The 20,208-nt window shown below is 58.0% G+C and carries 20 protein-coding genes and 2 tRNA genes; 4 read left to right on the top strand and 18 right to left on the bottom strand.

Annotated features, from left to right (window positions below; translation table 11 throughout):
* Positions 1 to 43: 43 nt before the first annotated feature.
* From ADJ74_RS03535 to ADJ74_RS03505, 7 genes are all read right to left on the bottom strand, one after another.
* The gene (locus tag ADJ74_RS03535) at positions 44 to 424 is read right to left on the bottom strand and encodes a hypothetical protein (protein WP_050341928.1); all 381 of its coding nucleotides are present in this window, start codon (positions 422 to 424) and stop codon (positions 44 to 46) included.
* A gap of 2 nt (positions 425 to 426) precedes the next feature.
* Positions 427 to 672 carry a hypothetical protein gene (locus tag ADJ74_RS03530; protein WP_050341926.1) on the bottom strand — a complete coding sequence of 82 codons (246 nt, stop codon included), beginning with the start codon at positions 670 to 672 and terminating at the stop codon, positions 427 to 429.
* 258 nt (positions 673 to 930) lie between these two features.
* Positions 931 to 1,572, bottom strand: coding sequence for a hypothetical protein (locus ADJ74_RS03525; protein ID WP_253271716.1), 642 nt, complete (start codon positions 1,570 to 1,572; stop codon positions 931 to 933).
* A 400-nt stretch (positions 1,573 to 1,972) separates the two neighbouring features.
* The gene (locus tag ADJ74_RS03520; RefSeq protein WP_050341924.1) at positions 1,973 to 2,365 is read right to left on the bottom strand and encodes a hypothetical protein; all 393 of its coding nucleotides are present in this window, start codon (positions 2,363 to 2,365) and stop codon (positions 1,973 to 1,975) included.
* Between the two features lie 75 nt (positions 2,366 to 2,440).
* Positions 2,441 to 3,361, bottom strand: a complete 921-nt coding sequence (locus ADJ74_RS03515; protein ID WP_050341922.1) for a DUF3829 domain-containing protein — start codon at positions 3,359 to 3,361, stop codon at positions 2,441 to 2,443.
* A gap of 210 nt (positions 3,362 to 3,571) precedes the next feature.
* Entirely contained in the window at positions 3,572 to 4,498 is a 927-nt protein-coding gene (locus ADJ74_RS03510; protein WP_050341920.1) for a DUF3829 domain-containing protein, read from the bottom strand.
* An 84-nt stretch (positions 4,499 to 4,582) separates the two neighbouring features.
* Positions 4,583 to 5,602 (bottom strand): hypothetical protein, encoded by a 1,020-nt coding sequence (locus ADJ74_RS03505; protein ID WP_050341918.1) that lies wholly within the window; start codon positions 5,600 to 5,602, stop codon positions 4,583 to 4,585.
* 197 nt (positions 5,603 to 5,799) lie between these two features.
* Between ADJ74_RS03505 and ADJ74_RS03500 the strand changes: the two genes are divergently transcribed.
* Together ADJ74_RS03500 and ADJ74_RS03495 are read left to right on the top strand one after the other, a co-directional pair.
* Positions 5,800 to 5,875 (top strand) — tRNA-Thr (locus ADJ74_RS03500).
* Between the two features lie 144 nt (positions 5,876 to 6,019).
* The gene (locus ADJ74_RS03495) at positions 6,020 to 6,898 is read left to right on the top strand and encodes a DMT family transporter (protein WP_050341916.1); all 879 of its coding nucleotides are present in this window, start codon (positions 6,020 to 6,022) and stop codon (positions 6,896 to 6,898) included.
* A 7-nt stretch (positions 6,899 to 6,905) separates the two neighbouring features.
* Here the strand turns inward: ADJ74_RS03495 and ADJ74_RS03490 are convergent, their stop codons facing one another.
* From ADJ74_RS03490 to ADJ74_RS03460, 7 genes are all read right to left on the bottom strand, one after another.
* The gene (locus ADJ74_RS03490; RefSeq protein WP_050341915.1) at positions 6,906 to 7,553 is read right to left on the bottom strand and encodes a hypothetical protein; all 648 of its coding nucleotides are present in this window, start codon (positions 7,551 to 7,553) and stop codon (positions 6,906 to 6,908) included.
* Between the two features lie 45 nt (positions 7,554 to 7,598).
* Complete coding sequence (locus tag ADJ74_RS03485; protein WP_050341913.1) at positions 7,599 to 8,333, bottom strand: NAD-dependent protein deacylase; 735 nt, start codon at positions 8,331 to 8,333, stop codon at positions 7,599 to 7,601.
* Positions 8,334 to 8,373: 40 nt separating this feature from the next.
* Entirely contained in the window at positions 8,374 to 9,030 is a 657-nt protein-coding gene (locus ADJ74_RS03480) for a hypothetical protein (RefSeq protein WP_050341910.1), read from the bottom strand.
* Between the two features lie 290 nt (positions 9,031 to 9,320).
* Positions 9,321 to 11,249, bottom strand: a complete 1,929-nt coding sequence (locus ADJ74_RS03475; protein ID WP_050341908.1) for a TonB-dependent siderophore receptor — start codon at positions 11,247 to 11,249, stop codon at positions 9,321 to 9,323.
* Positions 11,246 to 12,298, bottom strand: a complete 1,053-nt coding sequence (locus ADJ74_RS03470) for an ABC transporter substrate-binding protein (protein ID WP_050341905.1) — start codon at positions 12,296 to 12,298, stop codon at positions 11,246 to 11,248. The genes ADJ74_RS03475 and ADJ74_RS03470 overlap by 4 nt, the downstream gene beginning before the upstream one ends.
* Complete coding sequence (locus tag ADJ74_RS03465) at positions 12,295 to 13,068, bottom strand: ABC transporter ATP-binding protein (RefSeq protein WP_050341904.1); 774 nt, start codon at positions 13,066 to 13,068, stop codon at positions 12,295 to 12,297. Before ADJ74_RS03465 ends, ADJ74_RS03470 begins: the two co-directional genes overlap by 4 nt.
* Complete coding sequence (locus ADJ74_RS03460) at positions 13,065 to 14,096, bottom strand: iron ABC transporter permease (protein WP_050341902.1); 1,032 nt, start codon at positions 14,094 to 14,096, stop codon at positions 13,065 to 13,067. The genes ADJ74_RS03465 and ADJ74_RS03460 overlap by 4 nt, the downstream gene beginning before the upstream one ends.
* A gap of 195 nt (positions 14,097 to 14,291) precedes the next feature.
* On the opposite strand from ADJ74_RS03460, the gene ADJ74_RS03455 reads away from it, so the two are divergent.
* The gene (locus ADJ74_RS03455; RefSeq protein ID WP_050341900.1) at positions 14,292 to 15,719 is read left to right on the top strand and encodes an aldehyde dehydrogenase family protein; all 1,428 of its coding nucleotides are present in this window, start codon (positions 14,292 to 14,294) and stop codon (positions 15,717 to 15,719) included.
* A 53-nt stretch (positions 15,720 to 15,772) separates the two neighbouring features.
* On the opposite strand, the gene ADJ74_RS03450 is transcribed toward ADJ74_RS03455, so the two are convergent.
* The 4 genes from ADJ74_RS03450 to ADJ74_RS03435 all read right to left on the bottom strand — a co-directional run bounded on the left by ADJ74_RS03450 (position 15,773) and on the right by ADJ74_RS03435 (position 19,526).
* Positions 15,773 to 16,291 carry a pyridoxamine 5'-phosphate oxidase family protein gene (locus ADJ74_RS03450; protein WP_371257531.1) on the bottom strand — a complete coding sequence of 173 codons (519 nt, stop codon included), beginning with the start codon at positions 16,289 to 16,291 and terminating at the stop codon, positions 15,773 to 15,775.
* 28 nt (positions 16,292 to 16,319) lie between these two features.
* Positions 16,320 to 16,395: transfer RNA gene (locus tag ADJ74_RS03445), tRNA-Ala, on the bottom strand.
* A 270-nt stretch (positions 16,396 to 16,665) separates the two neighbouring features.
* Positions 16,666 to 18,426, bottom strand: coding sequence for a 1-deoxy-D-xylulose-5-phosphate synthase (locus ADJ74_RS03440; RefSeq protein ID WP_050341896.1), 1,761 nt, complete (start codon positions 18,424 to 18,426; stop codon positions 16,666 to 16,668).
* A 212-nt stretch (positions 18,427 to 18,638) separates the two neighbouring features.
* Complete coding sequence (locus ADJ74_RS03435; protein WP_050341894.1) at positions 18,639 to 19,526, bottom strand: fructose bisphosphate aldolase; 888 nt, start codon at positions 19,524 to 19,526, stop codon at positions 18,639 to 18,641.
* Between the two features lie 254 nt (positions 19,527 to 19,780).
* On the opposite strand from ADJ74_RS03435, the gene ADJ74_RS03430 reads away from it, so the two are divergent.
* Positions 19,781 to 20,200 (top strand): type II toxin-antitoxin system RelB/DinJ family antitoxin, encoded by a 420-nt coding sequence (locus ADJ74_RS03430; protein ID WP_050341892.1) that lies wholly within the window; start codon positions 19,781 to 19,783, stop codon positions 20,198 to 20,200.
* Positions 20,201 to 20,208 lie beyond the last annotated feature (8 nt).

Raw genomic sequence — 20,208 nt, 5'->3', positions numbered from 1 at the left:
TTTTTTGAACTGCTCAAAGTCATATATTGCTGCGAATCACTCTTTATTCGAGTGGTTCCAGTCTTGACAGTGCGATCTTGTCGTACGCACCGTTTTTCTTATCCTCTGGATGGGGCTCCAATCCGATGATGGTGATATCTTTCTGCCCAGGCCCATATACCCAATACATTCGCATGGCGCGACGGGTTCGATTCTCCAGATAAGACTGCCAGACCTTTCGCCCGTATCGTCTGGTTAAATCCGGAATTTCATGTGTATGGAGACTCGGATAGAACGGATCACCAGAAAGAAGTTTTAAGGCTTTGCCCCATTTTTTATAGAGGTTGGCATCAGCTTTTGAAATACGCCCATCGCTGCTCTCTTGGTGCAGACGCATCCAGAGGTCAAGCATTTCAGGGACGCCCATATGAATCGAAAAATCCATACTCAAATCTCGGAGAGATCAATCGGTTCAGAGACTTTTCCTGCATTCAGACTGCGAATCGATTCATCCATCATCTGAAGCGTTCGTTTCGATATTTCAGCTGGGCGTATCAATTCACGCGGCTCTAAAAGAATGATGCCGTTATCGTATTCCTGAACTTCATAATAGTCATATTTTGCACCACGCAATGTCAGGCGCTTCTTTGCATCCAGATGTGCCTGATAGCGACCTTTGATTACAGCTTGCATGTTTTTCCTCCATCTCTATTGGTGGGATTTCCCACAATCGATATGTTTAGTATATATCAAATACAGATGTGATACAAGGGGGGGATTGGCGTATAGGTGCAGGAATCAGCGGGAAGATGGATGGCGTGAAGCCCCCCATCGTGGTACTTGATTGTGCAATTCGACGCGGGGAAGGTGCGTCGCATCCGTCCATGCTAGGAGAGAAATGCTGTTGCTCGGATGTGCGAAACGTTCTTCTCTAAAGGAGATGAGTTCCTTTTAGTTATCGTTATTCATCCATGGCGGGACATCCAGTGGCTGCAGATTCTCTCCTGTGATGGAGGATTGCACCGTTCCGCTTGGCATATAGAATATCCGGTCTTTTTCTTTGATTTGGACGACTTCGTCAACAATAAATTTGATCAAAGGGAATATTTCTGACATATTGGGAGGGATAATAGGGCTCACCTCGTATTCTCTGGGCACACGACCATCAATTTTTAGATAGTATCTATGCCCATCCAGCCCAATAATACGATCAACGAAAGGTGATTCCCAATCTGCGTTTATGACGGCGTTGATAAGTGACATATCGTGTTCTTTCAGTACCTTCTCGTTTACCGGAGTAAACTGCTTCACGTAGCGAATAAAACCGTTATCATGTTCTGCCATTGTGACAGCTTTGTTTATTTTCATTTTGGATAGAGCATCTCCCATTCTTGGGGAGTAGTAATCCACTATTTTGTGAAAGTAGTCGATAGAGGTCAGCCCTACGTTCCAGTATATCCTGTAGTCATTATTGCCCATCTGATATACTTGGGCGCAAATTGCAGGGGGCCGCTGAGAACAGACGATTTTCAATTCAAGGAGTCGCTGTCCATTTTCCACACAGAAGGAAAAACAATCTTCATAATTACTCATTGCAAATATTTCCTTGGTAGTCGCATCCGTCCATGCTAGGGGACGAATGTTGTTGCTCGGATGTGCGAATTATGTTATTCTGAGCATGTCAAAGAATGGATGAGCAAGGGTCAGCTCCACTTTCCCTGCTCGTTTTTGCAGTGATGCATAATGGCTGTGCCGCCAACAATAGTGGAGTCTCTCGCGAGTTGTGCGGACGACCGTTTTCTTTGATGCGCTCGTGCGCGTGATGGGAGGCATTCATTGTGGAGGCCTTGTATGTCTGCGTATGCGTGCCCTTGTCCCCGTCTTGAAATGAGGGGACAGGGCGACCCATCACAAAACTGAATGTCGGCACCTACTGTTATGGTAGGTGCTTTTTTGCTGGTTCGTATTTGCTGGGGCGCATATCGTGTTTATCTCATGACGATCTTTCCTCTTGCCCCTTTGTGTGCGACGCGTTGCTCTCATCCGGCGGGATGCGTGCGCTGTCGTGTCCGTCCGGGCGGGCGCGGTCCTTTGGCAGCCAGAAGCCCCACACGTTGTTGGAGAATTCGCCGGCGGCGAAGCGGTGAACGCTGCCGTCCACGGTGATTTCGTATATGTTCATGGTGTAGGGCTGCCCGTAGAGCGGGTCATGGACACGGATGCATTTGCGTGTGTCCGTCCATTCGTGAGCAAATACGTCCACGCCGAAGAGGAAGCATTCCTCGCCGATGGCGGTTGCTGCGTACTCAAAGTCCGATGATTTCTCCACGCGGTACTTTATACCGATGGCGGTTGTTATGTACTCTTGGCCTGCTGCTCTTGTCATGGTGGCGTTCCTCGTTCCTGCTGAAAATCCCCCGCAGAGTGTCTGCGGGGGATTCGTGTTTCGGAAGTATTTCCTTTATTTCTTCTTTCCGTCGAGTTCGTTGATGTCGACGTTGCTGCTGGTGGAGGAGAGGCTGTTAAACTCCTCGATGACGTTGTTGAACTTCTTCGGGTCGGGGCTTCCGGCGGTGTACTCACGCACCTGACCGATGAAGCTGTTGACCTTGTTCTTGTAGGAGGAGAGAAAGCCAGTGCCGGAGGGGAGTTTTTCGAGGAGGGCACTGATCTCGCCGATCTTCGCCTCGGCGGCGTTCTTGTCGACCTGCTCGCCGCTGATCATCTCGACGAGCTCTCGTGTCTTGCCGTTCAGCTCGAGGAAGGCGGCTGCGTTCTCCTTGCCCTCGCTGCGCAGAGCATCGATCTGGGCGAGGCGGAGTTCCTTGTAGCGGTCGGTGACGACGGCGTCGAATTTGTCGTAGGCAGCGTCGAATTTGTCATAGAGCGGGAAGAACTGTGCGACCATCTCGTCCGACTGCGCGTAGTTGTCGGTCATATAGGTCTTGGCGGAGTAGTAGCCCTTCAGCTTTGCGGCGAGCGGCTCGAGATCCTTCAGGACGGCGAGCAGGTCATCTGCCGCTGCATCGATGTCGGGGTAGACACCTGCGACTTTCGGGTCGGAACGTGCCGCCTCAAGGGCGGTTTTCAGATTTTCAAAATTCGGCAGGGAGATGTGCTCCTTGTGCTCTCCTTTGCGGAGACTGTCGAGGGACGGGGCGATGGAAAAGTTAAATGTGACGATGTTGTGGTTGTAGTCGTTCGTTGCCTCGAGGTAGGGGTTGAGTGCCGTCTCGCGCGACTGTGCGTTGCTTGCTGTGGTCTGCTGTGATGCGGCGCTGTCGTTGCTGCTGCCGCAGCCCGTGAATAGTACGGCAGGGGCGGCGAGCAGGCTGCACGCGGTGAGGATGGAGAGGGTACGTCGGATCGTGGAACAGATCATGAGGAGCCTCCTTCTTGAAAATATCTGAATATAAGATAAATAGTCACAACAAGTATAACCCAGGTGATAATTTCTGTCAAACATTACGTGCCTTTCATCCGTGGATCTTCGTTGTGTGTCATGGGGGAATCGTGTATGGGACGAGATTATGTTGATCGGCACGCAAAAACCTCCTGCCGTGAACTGGGAGGGGCAGATTTATGTTGTGCGCTATTTCTTTTTCGCGTCGAGCGCATTCACATCGACGTTGTTGCCCGTGGCGGCGAGACGGTTGAACTCTTCGACAACGTTGCTGAGTTTGTTCGGGTCGGGAGGACCCGCATTATACGCACGGACGGCCGTGACGAGGCTGTTGATGCCGTTCTTGTAGGTCACGAGGTAGCCAGTGCCGGCGGGGAGTTTCTCGATGAGGGTGTTGATCTCACGGATTTTTTCCTCGGTGGCTTCCGGATCGTGTCCGCCGCTGCGCAGCATGCGCACGAGCTCGCGTGCCTTCGTGCGCAGCTCGAGGAAGGTGGCGGCGTTCTCTCTGCCGTCGCTGTGCATCGCGTCGATCTGGGCGAGCCGCATCTCCTTGTAGTGGTCGGTGACGATGGCATCCAGCCGGTCGTAGGCTGAGATGAATCGGTCATAGAGCGGGAGAAACTGTGCCGTCATTTCGTCTGCCTGCGCGTAGCCGTCCGTCGTGTACGCCCCGGCGGCGTAGTAGTTCTCCATTTGGTCGGCGAGCGGGGCGAGCTCCTCCAGCGTGCTGCGCAGTTCCTCTGTCGCCGCATCGACGTCGGGATAGACGCCCGTGCCGCCGGGCGCAGCGTGCGCCGCGTCGAGCTCACGGCGGAGTTTTGAGAGCGGCGGGAGCGTGATCCTCGTCAGGTGCTTTCCCTGCCGCAGATCTTTGATGGTGGTCGAGACAGCAAGGCTCAGGGTAAGCATCGTGCTGTTGTAGGAGGTCGTCGCCTCCATGTATGGGGTGAGTGCCGCCCTGCGTTCGTCTATGCTGTGCGCAGGTGTCTGCTGTGCAGCTGCGGGGGATTCCGCCTTGTGTTCGCCGCAGCCCATGAGAAGCACGGCAGGCGCCGTGAGCAGGGTGCAGAGGGTGAGGGCAGCGCATACGCGCCGCAAAAATGGGTGCAGCATGGGAATCCTCCTTTACATAAAACCTTCATTATAAAAAGTATATGATAGATGAAAGTCTCTGTCAAGAAAGATTACGGTGCACTGTTACTCTGTTGTACGTTCCTGCTGCATTGCGCCGCGGATGACCTCGGTGATGACGCGCGTCCAGTCGATGCCGCCCCGCGCGCCGCCGTCACCGCGCTTGGCGTGGCGTGCCTCCTGCTCCGCCTTGTGCTCGGCACGGCGCAGTTTCATCCAGAGCTCGTCGTCTGTCTTGTCGGAGGCGTCCCACGCAGTGCGCAGCTCTGCGGCCGCATCGTCGTAGCGTCCCATGTCAAAGTAGATCTGTCCGCGGTAGCGGTGCAGCTGCCAGATGGGATAGGGCGTGTTCGTGTGCGGTGTGCGGTCGGCCGCGTCGAAGTCACTGAGTGCGAGACGGTCGCTGCGGAGCTCGTAGTAGGCGCGCCCGCGCAGGTAGAACGCATACGCACGCGCATTCCCTGTGACGGCGGGATCCTCGATGAGGAGGGAGAGGTCGGCGATGGCGTGCTGCTCGTCACCGCGCTGGATCATGGATGCCGCGTCGTCAAAGATGCGGCCAAGCTTGTAGCTCTCCTCGAGCTGTGCGCCGATCTCCGCCTTTTCTGTGCCGCGTGCCTGCTCGTAGCGTGCGAGGAGCTCGTCGTTCTGCCGCTTCAGCTCGTCGCGTTCCTTCTGGAGGCGTGCCAGCTCCGCCTTGTTCTGGGCGAGGGCGGCGAGATCGACCTTGGACGTGTCGACCTCGCAGACGAGATGCACGCGGTAACGCCATACGTCGCCGAGCAGTTCGGGGGTTACGTCCTCGTGCAGGACGCGCAGCACCGTGCCTGCGACCATGCGCACCTCATCCTTCGTGAGGGTGAGGTTCTGCGTCTCCGTATAGCTCTCGACGTAGACGCCCGCCTGCTCTGTCGCAGAGCGCATCGCCTCCTGCCGTGCAGCGTCACGGGCAATCTTTGGCGAGTCGTTGTCACCGACGGTGTAGACGCCCTCCGCCTCGATGGTCTGCGGGGCGGCGAGTGCCGTACTCGCAGCGGTGAGGAGAAACAGCGCGCAGCAGAGGGCGCGCAGAATATGTCCGATCATGCAGTTCACTCCTTGATGGGCATGAGATGCCCCGAGATGCTGTCCATAAACTACCTCGTATTGTTCCAAATAATCCTTAAAGTGAAGTGAAACGGGGATTAGCCGCAGATGATTCCCACTGTGAAAAAATATTTGCTGCGGGGTTGACAGGAGCGCGCGGCTCGGGTATAATTCCACTATCGCCTGTGAGGCGGTATGCTGATTTAGCTCAGTTGGTAGAGCAGCTCATTCGTAATGAGCAGGTCGTAGGTTCAAGTCCTATAATCAGCTCCATTTGAAACGCAGAGGCTTCCGAGAGATCGGAAGCCTTTTTTCTTTCCTGTGAGAAGTTCACATATTTTGTCATAATAGAAGAAGGGATGAAAGGGGCAGAGGGAGAAGTAGGAAAGCACAGATTGCGTACGTAAAGGAGCAGTGATGATGCAGGGGCGTGTCTATTTCTATGCCGTCAGCGCAGTCCTCATGTGGTCGACGACGGCGGCACTGGTGAAGAGCCTCCTCACGGCGATCCCGACGTATGAGGCACTCTTTGTGAGCAGCCTCGCGGGCAGTCTCTTTCTCATCGTCATGCAGCTCGTGCGTGACGGCGGACGCGTGTTCCGCGCCTACGATGTGCGCGGTTATGCGGCGATGGCGGGGCTGGGCTTTCTCGGGATCTTCCTCTACTCGGGGCTCTACTACTACGGGCTTTCGCAGCTCACCTCGCAGGAGGCGTGCATCCTCAATTTCCTCTGGCCGATGATGATCGTCCTCTTTGCGGCGTTCCTCCTCGGGGAGCGGATCACCGTTCGCACTGCCGCCGCCCTCTTCCTCTCGTTCTCGGGGGTCGTGGCGCTCACGCTCGGCAGCGAGGGGCACGCGGAGGGCAACGCTGTCATGGGGATGATCGCCTGTATCCTCGCGGCGGTCTGCTATGGCCTTTTCTGCGTGCTGAACAAGCGGCGGAACATCGATCAGACCGTGATGATGGTCGTGGCGTGGGGCGTGACGGCGCTGTGCTCGCTGCCCGTGACGCTCATCATGGAGGAGTGGGTCACGCTCTCGTGGATGCAGTGGGGCGGGCTTCTCTGGCTCGGGATCTTCATCGATGCCGTGGGCTATCTCTGGTGGGCGATGGCGCTCCAGCAGGCAGCGAACTCCGCCGCCGTCGCGAATCTCGCCTACGCCGTGCCGCTGCTCTCACTCGTTGTCTCCGCCCTTACCCTCGGCGAGCGCATGACGGGGGCGGCGCTCCTCGCCCTCGTGCTCATCATGGGCGGGATATTGCTCCAGAATGTGCGGCGGGGGCGTGGGTAGACGAGGCTTACTTTGTATCGATCATGCGCCAACGAACGGATGAGAACATGGCGTCGAGCATATCATCAGTGATCTCGCGGTCATCGGCTCTGTATTCAAACATGACAACCCAATCCTCTGTGTCGGTACAAACGAAGAGATATTCCATCTTAAAAATATGCCACTCCCCGCTTTGAAACAGATAGGGATACATGACGGAAACACGTTTGACAGGAGTGCTGCCCAGTCGTAATGATTCACGGCGCAAAACGGTCCAATTTGCTGTATCATTTTCGGTGAGGCGATCCAGTGCTTTTTCGATGATCTCCTCTTGGGATGGGCGGGAGAGGGGGGCGTCATTTGACGAAGGAGGCTCGTAGAGGCGGTGGAAGAGGGCAAAAGCGATGTGTTCATTCTTGCTGGTGAGAAAATATTCATCGGAATCTCTATACCTGCGAAAAGGTCTTCTTACATCAAACGGCAGGCTGATGTACAGTGCATGCCCCCGATCCTTGAGCACATTGTCGCGCAGTCCCCATGACGGGGGAACGTCTTCTGTGCCCTCGCCCGTAAAAAAGAGCACCTCATCGCCAACGTTTTCCGTCTGTGCCGAGACGGTCGGCATGAACAGGAGTACGGCGCAGATGGTCAGTGCATAGATTGTTTTGATGGACATGGGTGCACCTCGTTCTGTGTCTGTATTGCTGTGTGCAGGGGCGGATCAGCGCGGTTCGGGCAGTGCCGCATGGAGCGCTTCGCCGATTGGCGCGCGGATGACGAGCTCGGCACGGCGGTCTGCACGTGTCTCGCTCTTGTTGATGAGGACGAGATGTTCGCCGCGGAAGTAGTCGATCAGCCCCGCTGCGGGATAGACAATGAGCGACGTGCCGCCGATGATGAGCGTGTCCGCCGTGCGGATCACAGTGACCGCGCCCTCGATGGTGTCATTGTCGAGACTCTCCTCGTATAAGACCACATCGGGACGAACCATGCCCCCGCAGCTGCAGTGCGGGATGGGGCGATGGTGGAGGATGTAGTCGAGCGTGTAGTGTGATCCGCAGTCCATGCAGTGCGCACGGCGGATCGAGCCGTGCAGCTCGTAGACGATCTTGGAGCCAGCAGCCTGATGGAGCCCGTCGATGTTCTGTGTCACCACCGCCGCGAGATGTCCGCGTCGCTCGAGCTCTGCGAGTGCATAGTGCCCCGGATTCGGCTCCGCTGCGAGGTAGACAAAGCGCCGCCGATAGAAGTCAAAGAACTCAGCGGGATGCGCCATGAGGAAACTGTGCGACGCCATCTGCTCGGGACTGAACTCCTGATGCAGTGTCTCGCTGTATATCCCGCCTGCGCTGCGAAAGTCGGGGATCCCCGACTCCGTGGACATGCCCGCCCCGCCGAAGAAGACCGCGCGGCGGCTGGCACTGAGGATGGTGCGAAGTTTTTCGATGGAGTCCATCATTGTTCTCCTCTCGATATCCAGTATCCATAGATGGGGGTTATTTTTCTGTATCTTCGCCGACGCTCACAGAGGAGAGGAGGCGAGGAAGGAGATCGACCGTATTCGTATCATCAGCGTTGCAGTCAAATTGAACGAGCCATGCTCCCGATGAATCGCCAATCCACAGGATTTCGACAATGGTATCTCTCTCGTGTGTGAATACGCTCATCGTCAGGCGCCGTGCGGGAGAGCCATTCTGTTTCAGTGCTTCGTTGCTGAGGATCTTGACATTGCGCATGAGGGGCGATGTCTGGTAAGAGAGGATGGTGCGGTCAGCGTCGTCTTTGAAAGGTTCGGCTGTCGTCTGTGCCTTTCCTGCAGGAGCAGGCATATGCGTGAGCAGCGCTGTAAGGCGCAGCGGCACATCGCCATTTAAAAAGTTGTCGTTGACAAATAGGGTAATGCCGCCTTTGAGCCTATAGATATAAAACGGACCATTAATGAGCGGTACTGACATCGTGAGGGCGGAGCCCTGGTCACGGAATCTCAGGTATTCTGTCGCCGATGAAAATCTTGAGCGGCCGACCGCATCCTCGGGAACCGGCTGGACTGACGTCGTTTTGGGAAGGGGCTGTTCTGCCTGAACTTGTCCGTACGGGTGTAGGAACAGGAGCGGCACGAGCACGAGGCTCGGCAAGAATAATTTTTTCAGCATGATAGATCCTCCCTCGTTCACATTCTACCGAAAGCAGGGGCGAAATGCAATGCGCTCATGCAGCAGAATCAAAAACGGCGCATCTCCATGATGAGACACGCCGTTCCTACGAGCGTTATTGCCGCAATCAAAAGTGACAGCCTTTCAAAAAGCGTCACGCACATCATCCCCACAAAGGGAGTAAACCGACATTCACCAGTCGCTGGATTCATTATAGCACATAGATTCGTTATAGGGAAGCAAAAACGGAGCAGACGATTGCCTGCTCCGTTTTTGTGTGTGATCCCAAATCAGAAGTTGTACGTTCCGCCGAGGATGAAGTGGCGACTCGGTGCCGCATAACCGCCCAAAGGCGACCAAATAGACGGTGTTGCACCCATGGATTCATACGATTCATCGGTGAGGTTGACACCCTTCAAGTAGACCTTGAAATCCTTCGTTACATGATAGTTCACGCCGAGGTCGAGCGTCAGATAGCGAGAGTCAGTATAGTGCACCGTGCTGCGCCCCGTCACATAGTTGAGGTCAAGATCCGCATCCCATTTGCCCTGCGTGTAGGAGAGCCCAAGGTTGTAGCCATTCGGGCGTGTATTCGTCCGAAGAAAGTCCTTGGCGGGATCGGTGGAGTCGACATGTGCATAGCTGTATGCTGCACGGACGGTCCAACGGTCGTCAGCGCGGTAACGCGTGCTGAGTTCGAGCCCGCGGCGATCCTCGGTCTGGATATTCACGTAGCGGCCGGGATTGCTGGGAATCGGATTTGGCACCCAGCGGAGTGCGTCCTTTACCTTGCTCCAGTAGATGCTGCCCGAGACGCTCCACTTGCGCGTGATCTGACTATCCGCACCGATGGTAAAGGTATGCGAGCGCTCCTGCTTGAGGTCGGGATTCCCAATCCAGTAGGGCGTTCTTGCATAGCGCATCTTGAGCGAGGGATTGTTGACGGCCTGCCCGAAGGAGATATAGGCATGAGTTTTTCGGTCAAACTTCTTGTTGAGGCTGATGTGCGAGGTGACATCCGTGCCGAAGTCGTTGTGATGCTCCAGGCGCGAGCCGAGCTTTAGCGCATAGCCGCGTCCGAGCTGCCAATCGTCCTCCAGGAAGAGCGCCTTTGTGACAGCAGATGCATCCATCGGGACGTAGCCGCTCATCTCGTGGATTTTTTCCTGCGCCCAGAGGAAACCGCCGATGAGCATGTTCTTGTCGCCGAGCATCCATAGTTTTTGCCCCTCAAAGGAGTTACGGCGCAGGTGGTGATCGTACTGGGAGTTAAATCCGCCATCCGATGTTGACTCGTTCCGATAGAAGCGCAGGAACGTGCCCTCGCCCTCTTTCTCCGAGCCGAACATATAGGTGACACCATAGCCCGTATCGACGGTGTTCGTGCGTCCTCGATACATGGATGCACCTGTTCGTGGGTTGCTCAGAAGAACACCATAGCCGTCGTCTGCCTCATGCCGGCTGAACTCAAGGCGCAGGCGGTCATTGCCAATGATGCGGTCAAATCCGACGTTGTAGTCCGTGCGCTTGATGTCGCTGTTCTGGAAGGTGCGTTTCTCGCCGTAGGCATTCTTGTACTGGAAGTCGTTCCGGCGTTCGTGTGCGATGCCGACCTTGATGCTGTTCTTCCCATCGCCGCCGCTGACGTTCACCCCCGCGCGCTTTTCGCCCCACGAGCCAAGCTGCAGGTTGAAACTGCCGGAGGGCTTCCCTGCCGTTGGGCGCTTTGTAATGATGTTGATGACGCCCGAGACGGCGCGCTCACCGTAGAGCGAAGAGTTCGGCCCGCGTACGATCTCGATGCGGTCCACGTCGCCGATGGCGATCTGATCCACGTCGACGGCGTTCGTGTCCCCACTGACAACGAGATGATCCCAGTTGACCTTCTTGCCGTCGACCATGACGAGGACGCGCGAGTCCCCGTTGATCACGGGATAGGCGGCAAAGCCCTTCTGCACGACGTTGATGTTCGCACCCTTCAGCGCATCGGAGACGCTCTTGTAGTTGCCGCGCTCGATCTGCTGTCTTGAGATCAGCGTGACGTCTGCCGGCACGTCGCTGATGGCGGTCTCGCTGCGGCCCGCGGTGACGACGATGGCCTCGGTCTGGTAGGCCTGTGTACCGCCGTCTGCCGCCTCCTCAGCGTGGACGGGAGCAGCGTAGCTCATGCCGACAGTGAGCGCACCCGCGACGAGTCCGCTAAGTATAGATTTCCTCATCTTTTTATCCTTTCTGATTCATCCCTGAGGGCGTCCAGCCCTGCCTCTATATCTTCAAGCGCGGTGATGCAGCGCCCGTTTCCATTGTTGACATCGGAAAAATTGACAATGACGATGCGGTTCTCGCGCACCGCCTTCATGTGTTGGAGGTTCGGATCGGCACGCAGCTCCACACGCGCCTCCTCTGGGGGAACGTTCTTCGGATTGACATAAATGATCACATCGGGGGCAAAGCCCAGGACGCGCTCGGGACCGACGGCGCGCATCTGACGGTCGACGATGTTGTCGGCGCCTGCTTTGCGTGCGATGTCATCAATGATGTAGGCAGGACCGTACATGCTGTAGAGACTGTTGCCGTGTGCCTGCAAAATCATGGCGGTATATCGCCGCCCGCGTGCCTGTGTCCGCATCTCTACGGCAGCGACACGCTCCTTTAGGCCATTCGTATATGCCGCCGCACGACCCTCCACGCCGAAGATATGCCCCATATCTTCGATGAACGGATAGACCGTCTCCTCCAGCGTCGGATGTCCCCTGCGCACCGTGGCGGGGACGATGTATGCTCCGACGCCGCGGTCGATATAGGCGTATACGTCGCCCAGCGCCTCCGGGGTGAAGTGATGCGACCACCCGATGAGGAGATCGGGGCGGAGCGCTACGACCTCCTCACGGCTCGGTACATAGGGCGCAGCGAGAATCGGCAGCGCCGCATACGCCGCTGCGTAGGCGGGCGGCTCCGTACCATAGGGGGCGATGGTGCCGATGATGCGATCCTGCAGTCCGAGGTCGATGAGCAGCTCTGTCGCACCGGGATAGGAGATGAGTACGCGCTCCGGCGGATGGGGGAGGAGGAACGTCGTCGTTCGCCCGTCGCTGTCCGTCGTGGTGCAGGAAATACCGCGCGCGGTGGGGATCTCCCGCGCGCCTGTGCCGCGCCCATCGGTTGCTGCGAGCGAGAGAACGAGGACGCTGCAGGCAATCAGGGGCAGGAGACGCAGCATACGAGAGAGGCGGCGGAGCGTCCGGCCCCTTGCCTGTAGCCCGCTCATAGCGTCTGCTCCGTGCGGTAGTCGACGAGCGGCAGCCCCGCCGCATCATAGCCGATGTTTGCGCGCACGCTGTAGATGTGCGCGAGCATTTCCTCGGTGATGATGTCTCTCGGCGCTCCGATGCGCTCAATCCGCCCCGCTTTCATGACGACGAGGAGATCGGCATACATCGCCGCGAGGTTGAGATCGTGGAGCGCGGCAATGACGCCGATGCCGAGACCCTTGACTAGGTCGAGGATATGCAGCTGATACTTGATGTCGAGATGATTCGTCGGCTCGTCAAGGATGAGCAGCTGGGGCTCCTGTACGAGACAGCGCGCGAGCATGACGCGCTGCTGTTCACCGCCCGAGAGCTCGTTGAAACTGCGCTGCGCCGCATCCGCCATGCCGACGCGCTCAAGTGCCGCATGGACAAGCGCACGGTCTGCCGCCGTGTCCTCCTCAAAGCTCTCCTTATAGGGGGCACGTCCCATGAGGGCGATCTCTTCGACCGTGAAGTCAAAATCAACACTGTGGAACTGCCCCATGACACCGATCTCCTGTGCCGCTGCGCGCAGCGGAATCTCCGCGATGGGCGTGCCGTCCATCAGGATCTGTCCTTCCTGTATGCGGTGGACGCGGTAGAGATGCTTGAGCAGGGTGGACTTGCCGCAGCCGTTTGGGCCGAGGAGAGCGACGAAGCGGTCGGCGGGAAGATCGGCGGTGATGTCGTGCAGGATGGCCTTTTCACCGATATGGAAATGAAGATGCTCGATGTGGATGTTTTTCATCGTGATCCTCCGAAATTCCCGCCACTGCCGAAGAGGAGCTTCATAAAGAGAGGGGCGCCGATGAGTGCCGTAATGATGCCGATGGGCAGGTCGCCTGCCGGCAGTAGGGTGCGCGCAAGCAGATCGGCGACGACGAGGAAGATCGCACCGAACAGCAGGGCGGCAGGGAGCAGACGGCGGTGGGATGCCCCCGTAAAGGAGCGCACGAGATGCGGGACGACAAGCCCGACAAAGCCGATGATGCCGCACGTCGCGACGAGAACGCCCGTCAGCAGCGCGAGCAGCCCCATATAAAGACGCCGTTTTGCGCTCGCGTCGATGCCGAGCGTCACCGCCAGTTCCTCGCCGAGCAGGAGCACATCGAGCGTGCGCAGTTGGGAGAGAAAATAGACCGCGAGTGCAGTGACGATGAGGACGGGCAGGAAGAGACTATGCCATTTTGCGTCCGCGAGACTGCCCATCGTCCAGAACGCGGCAGACTGCATGCCCTCCGCATCGGCGGACATGTAGACGATGAAATTCGTCGCCGCCACGCAGAGCGCACTGATTGCTGCACCTGCGAGCACGAGCTTTACCGTTGAGACGCGTCGATGAATGCCCGCCAGCATGAGCACGGCGAGCGTTGCGAGAATCGCACCGAGGAAGGCGCAGCCCGGCACACCGAACGGGATCGCCGCTGAGCCGATCAGGATGGCGAGCGTCGCCCCGACGGACGCACCCGAGGCAATGCCGAGGATGAACGGCTCGGCGAGCGGATTTTGAACACTCGCCTGCATGACAACCCCCGCGAGCGCGAGACCCGCCCCTGCCGTCATCGCCAGTAAAACGCGCGGCACGCGCAGCGTCCAGATAATATCCGTCATGGCGGGATCGGCAGCGGGCGTGCTCCCCATGAGCTTGGCCACAATAATGTCGATCGTATCGTGGAGCGGCACGGCAACACTGCCCGCCGAGATGGCGCAGACAGCGACGAGTGCGAGCAGAAGGGAGAGCGTCAATGGGGAGCTAAGCAGATCTTTGGGGCGCAAGGAGACGTCCTTTCTTGTTTTTAGAGTAATAACAAAATAAATGAGAATGAAACTTATCCTTAGAATATAAAATTTTATCCATACTGTCAATGAAAAATTGTGCGGACATATTGGGTGCGCTGATAATGTACTTGCGACTTTCTCAGGGGGCGCTTATAATTGATAGAAAGATAAGACGACAAGGAGGATGCAGTGATGAAAACGATCGAGATGCTCATTGACGGCGCGCGTGTTACGGGGGCGGGGACGCTCCCCGTCTATCACAAGGCGACCGGCGAGGTGATTGCGGAGATCTGTACGGCGGGGGAAAAGGAGGTGCGCGCGGCGGTGGACGCGGCGGAGCGCGCCTTCCACACGGTGGAGCTTAGCCCGTACGAACGCTACGAGATCATCATGCGTGCGGCAAATCTCATGCGCGAGCGGCGCGAGGCGTTCGCCGAGGCGCTCTCGGCAGAGGCGGGCAAGCCCATCCGCGACGCACGCGGCGAGATCGACCGCTCCTATCAGACGCTCATCCTCTCGGCCGAGGAGGCAAAGCGCCTGCGCGGGCAGACGGTGCCGCTCGCGGGGGCGCCCGGCTGCGGGAATCGGATGGCGTTCACCATCCGCCGCCCGCTCGGCGTGGTCTGTGCCATCACGCCGTTTAACTTCCCCGTCAATCTCGCCGCACACAAGATCGGGCCGGCACTCGCGGCGGGCAACACGGTCGTCTACAAACCCGCCTCCGCCACGCCGCTCACGGCGTCGCTCCTCTGCGACGTATTCGTCGAGGCGGGGCTGCCCGCCGGCTGTCTCAACCTCGTCTACGGCGCAGGCGGCAAAATCGGCGATCTCCTCACGGCGGACGAACGCATCCGCATGTTTTCCTTTACGGGGAGTGTCCCCGTCGGCAAGGCCCTCCACGAGGCCGTCGGATTCCGCCGCATCTCGCTCGAGCTTGGCTCGAACTCGGCGAACATCGTCCACGAGGATGTTGACGACGTGGCATGGGTCGCGGAGCACTGCGCGCGGCATGCGTTTGTGAACGCGGGACAGGTCTGTATCTCCTGTCAGCGCGTCTATGTCGCACGCAGCATCTGCGAGGAGTTTTGCCGCGCGGCGGTCACGGCGGCGGAGGATTTCCGCAGCGGCGACCTCATGGACGTACACACGCAGATCGGCCCGATGATCTCTGTGCGCGAGGCGGAGCGCATCGAGGCGTGGGTGCGCGAGGCAGAGGCGGCAGGTGCGCGCATCCTCACGGGCGGCACACGGCGCGGTGCGTTCTATGCGCCGACCGTGCTCACCGATGTCACCCCGGCGATGAAGGTCGTCTCCGAGGAGACGTTTGCCCCCGTGTTCAGCATCATCCCCTACGACACGATCGAGGAGGCCGTACGCATGGCGAACGACACGCGCTATGGCCTGCAGGCGGGCGTCTTTACGCGCTCGCTCGCCGTCGCGAACTACTGCGCCGAGAACCTCGAGGTCGGCGGCGTCATCATCGGTGACGGCGCGACCTTCCGCATGGACAACATGCCCTACGGCGGCGTCAAGGACAGCGGCGTCGGCCGCGAGGGTCCCGCCTATGCCATCCGCGAGCTGACGGAGGAAAAGCTCATCGTGCTGAATGTTGAGGGATAAAGTTTTTCATAGAAAAAGAGCAGTCGTCATGCGGCTGCTCTTTTTGCTGTTCGTTATTCTTTTCCGACGAGTTCTTTGCCCTGCTTGCCTGTGATATGGACGATGGTCATTTCGAGCATGTGGAATCGTTTCCATGCGCCGTCGATTTCGCGTGTATGCTGCTCCTCCGTGTTGTGCGGAGCATACTTGAGGGCGAGTGTGCGTGCGGTCTCCCGTTTTTCCGCGTCGTCCTCGATGAAGCGGATGCGTCCGAATACGACGACACTGCGATATGCCGTAGTGTATTTTTCGGGGATGATCTCGTCGCGGTCAATGACGGCGAAGGAGACGTTCGGGTTCTGCTGGAGGGCATCGACCTTGTGTCCCGTCACCGCCGTGTGAAAGTAGATGTGCGTGCCGTCGTAGACGTAGCTGATGGGGACGGCGTACGGGAACTCCTCATCACCCGCGAGGGCGAGAACGCCCGCTGTATTGCGGTGCAGGATTTCCTCGGTCATTTCCTTTGTGAGCTCTTGGCGTTTGCGGCGCATCGGACGGAACATATTTTTACTCCTTATACAAAAATGAGGCATCCGCGTGGATGCCTTTTGTGATCAAAGATGGTGGAGACGAAGAGGATTGAACTCTCGACCCCCAGATTGCGAACCTGGTGCTCTCCCAGCTGAGCTACGTCCCCATGACTGACAGGGGCTATTATAACCCGCGCGGAAGGAAAATGCAAGCGAATTTTTTTCATCGTTTCTACTTTCCGTTATGGCGGGCATAGTCACCCACTATGTCTGCAAATGGCTGGACGGAGAGTAACGGCAATCAGCCTGAGGTTTCTTGAACTCTTTCCTCGTGTCAAATAAGAGAACCCCCGCAACGGCAATTGCGGGGGCTTTTTCTGTGCAGATGGTCTCACATCGTTTCTGCGTACCCTTATTATACCCAAACAGCGGCAGAATCAAGATCTTAGCCTCACGCGCACGTCCGCCGCGATCTGCGGGGCGGTGAGATGATGTGCACGCGCGAGGGCGGCTGGGTCGTAGCGGTTGAAGAAGGCCTTCGGCAGGCCGTAGCTCTTCACCTCGACATCCCTGTCCGCGCCGTAGAACGCCGCGATCTTTTCCCCAAAACCGCCGTCCAGGATACCGTCCTCGACGGTGACGATGAGGCGGTGCTTTTCCTTGAGACGCGTGAGGAGCGCCTCGTCCAGCCCCGAGAGATAGAGCGGGTTCACGACGGTGACATGGATGCCGTCGCGTGCGAGCTCCTCTGCCGCCGCCGCAGCGAGCGCGGCAAAGTTCCCCACGCCGATGAGTGCGACCTCCGCGCCCTCCGTGACGACGATGGAGCGATGGAGCGCGCTGTAGTCCGCGCGGACGGGATAGGGGCTCTCCGCATAGCCGCCGAGCGGCGTGCGGATCATGACGGGATGCTCCGTCTGAGCGATGGCCCAGCGCAGGACAGCGAGGTGCTCCTCAATGCTCGTCGGTGCGAGAAAGACAAGGTTCGGAACATGGGAGAAAATCGAGATGTCATAGAACCCGAGATGCGTCACATCGGTCGAGCGATAGAGCGACGCCCCCGTCACGAGAAAGACCGCAGGGCTGCGGTTGATGCAGACGTCCTGCGCCATCTGATCGTACGTGCGCTGATAGAACGTGCTGTATGTGCCAAAGACGGGGCGCGCCCCGCCGCGTGCGAGCCCCGACGCCATCGCGACGGCGTGCTCCTCGGCGATGCCCACATCGACGTACTGCGCACCGAGTTCCGCACGCTCAGCGGGCGTGAGCCCGATGCCGCCGACGATGCCCGCCGAGAGATAGACAAAGTTCGGATTTCGCTTTGCCTCGGCCAGGACAAAATCGACCGTTGCAGCAAGACACGGATCGGGCGCAGACGGATGTTTGACCGCGCCGCTCTCCGTGTGGAACGGCGCATGACGATGCCAGTCCTCGGGATCATCCTCGGCAAAGGAGAGCCCCTTGCCCTTCTGCGTGTGGATGTGAATGACGACGGGCTTTTGGCTGTCCTTTACCGCAGCGAACGCAGCGATCAGCGCCTCGGTATCGTTCCCATCCGCGATGTAGCGGTAGTCGAGGCCCATCGCGCGGAAAAGATTGTCCGCCGCTGTGCCGTTCGTCTCGCGCAGACGGCGGAGCATCTCGTACATGCCGCCGTGATTCTCTGAGATCGACCAGTCGTTGTCGTTGAGGATGATGATGAGGTTCGACCGCATCTCGCCCGCGACGTTCAGCCCCTCAAGCGCCTCGCCGCCTGAGAGCGCACCGTCGCCGATGAAGGCAACGACATTCTCGCTGCGTCCCGCGAGATCACGTGCCTTCGCGAGCCCCGTTGCGAGACTGATCGAGGTCGAGGTGTGCCCGATGTTAAAGTGGTCGTACGGGCTCTCCTCCGTATTCGTAAAGCCCGACACCTCGCCGTAGTGCGTGGGATCGAGGTAGGCGGCGGCACGTCCCGTCAGCATCTTGTGCGGATAGCACTGATGCGACACATCGTAGATGATCTTGTCCGTCGGCGCGTCAAACACCGTGTGCAGGGCGATGGTCACCTCGATCACGCCGAGGTTCGGCCCAATGTGCCCGCCGACACTGCTGGCTCGTGTGATGAGCGCCGCGCGCATCTCCGCTGCGAGCGCACACCGCTGCGCGGGGGTATAGCCCTTGATGTCCGATGGGCTGTGGATCTGTTCAAGATACAAGGGGAAAGCCCTCCTAGAGAGCGTGCGGCGACATCCGCACGCCTGATCATGAAATACACTCCTATCATTATATCATATATTCTAATAACTTGTTGGAAAAAATATCGCTTACGGGAAAATACGATGAAAAAAACAGGACACACGGGATCCATTGGACGGAAAAGCCCATGGATGCCGTATGTCCCGCTTGTTTCGCCGTAGATCGTGCGCTCTCAGGTAATCGACGCAGCGTAAATCCCGTCGACTGCCTTTTCCAGTACAGCGTCGAACTCCGCGTCGCTCTGGCTCGCGCGCAGATCCTGCGCGAGTGCACGCGAGAAGCTGGCGATGAGGCCGTGATTGCGTGCGAGCTTCTCATTCGCCTCGCTCTGCGAGTAGCCGCCGCTGAGCGCGACGATGCGGACAACGTGCGGATCCTTCATGATCTCGGCGTAGAGATCGTCGACGCTCGGGATGGTGAACTTGAACATGAGCTTTGCGCCAGCGGAGAGCTTGGTGAGATGCTCCTTGATGACGCCGAGCATGATCTCCTCTGCCATTGCCTTATCGGGGCAGTGGATATCGACCTCGGGCTCGAGGATGGGGACGAGCCCCTTCGCGATGATGTCCTCACCGAACGCAAACTGCTGGTCGATGATGGCGCGGATGCCGCCGGGATTTGCCTCCTTGATCACGGAGCGCATCTTCGTCCCAAAGATATGACGTTCATTTGCACGGTCGAGGAGTGCGCCGAGCCCCGGGATGGGCTTCATGAGCTGAACGCCGTCCGCCTCCTCGGCGAGCCCCTTGTCCACCTTCAGGATGGGGATGATGCCCTTCTTCTCCCAGAGATAGTCGGCCGTGTAGAGCCCGTCGATCTTGCGGTCCATCGTGTTCTCAAAGAGAATGGCGGCAAGGATCTTGCTCTTGTCGAATGCGGGGCTCTTGATGATGCGTGTACGCATCTCGTGAACGCGCGTAAACATCTCCTCGTCGCCGTGGTAGGCACTCTCGTCGATGCCGTATGCCTTCAGCGCCTTCGGCGTCGAGCCGCCGCTCTGATCGAGTGCGGCGATAAAGCCCTTATCGTGCTCCATGCGGGTGAGCTGTTGCTGATTCATCGTGGATTCCTCCTTGTCGTATCCATGGGGCAGACGGCCCGCGCACAGATCCATTCGGCTCCATGTTCCTCCGGACTGCGCCCCCATCGAAATCCTTACGCGTCCTATTATACTGCAATGAGATAAAAAATGCAATGAATATGAAAGTAACTATCAGGTGCACAGCGCTTTCAATCTTGCACATATCTTAAAATCATGTTACAATTTTACATTATTAGTGGTGATCCATGCTTCCTGAAAAAGGGGGGGAGTTCATGGCAGAGACAGAGCTGATGCAGGTTCGCGTCGACGCCGCCGTCCGGGCGGAGGTCGATGAGATCTGCCATGCACTGGGGCTCTCGACGGACGAGGCGATCAATCTGTTCTTTCACCAGATCCTCCTGCACGACGGCATTCCGTTCCCCTTGCAGAAGCCGCGCCCCGACGGAGGTGTGTTCGCCGCGCTGGACGACGCCGACGCGATCGCGTGCGGTGTCCTGCATACGAAGTCCTGCGCGAACGCCTCCGACCTCATCCGCACAGCACGCGGACGGAGTTTCATGCTGACGATCAAACAGATGTCAGAGGATAAAGAGTCAAAAAAGAAGAAAAAAAGCGACGACGACACTGCTGCGGAGGACAAAAAGGGGAACGCCCCCCCACGGCTCTCCTGCGTCGTTGACGTGCACGCATAGGACTGCCT

This window comes from Selenomonas sp. oral taxon 478, from assembly GCF_001189555.1.
In the GTDB taxonomy this organism is placed as follows: domain Bacteria; phylum Bacillota; class Negativicutes; order Selenomonadales; family Selenomonadaceae; genus Centipeda; species Centipeda felix.
Note: the sequence above shows the minus strand (reverse complement) of the source record. Positions and strands in the feature narration are given on the sequence as shown.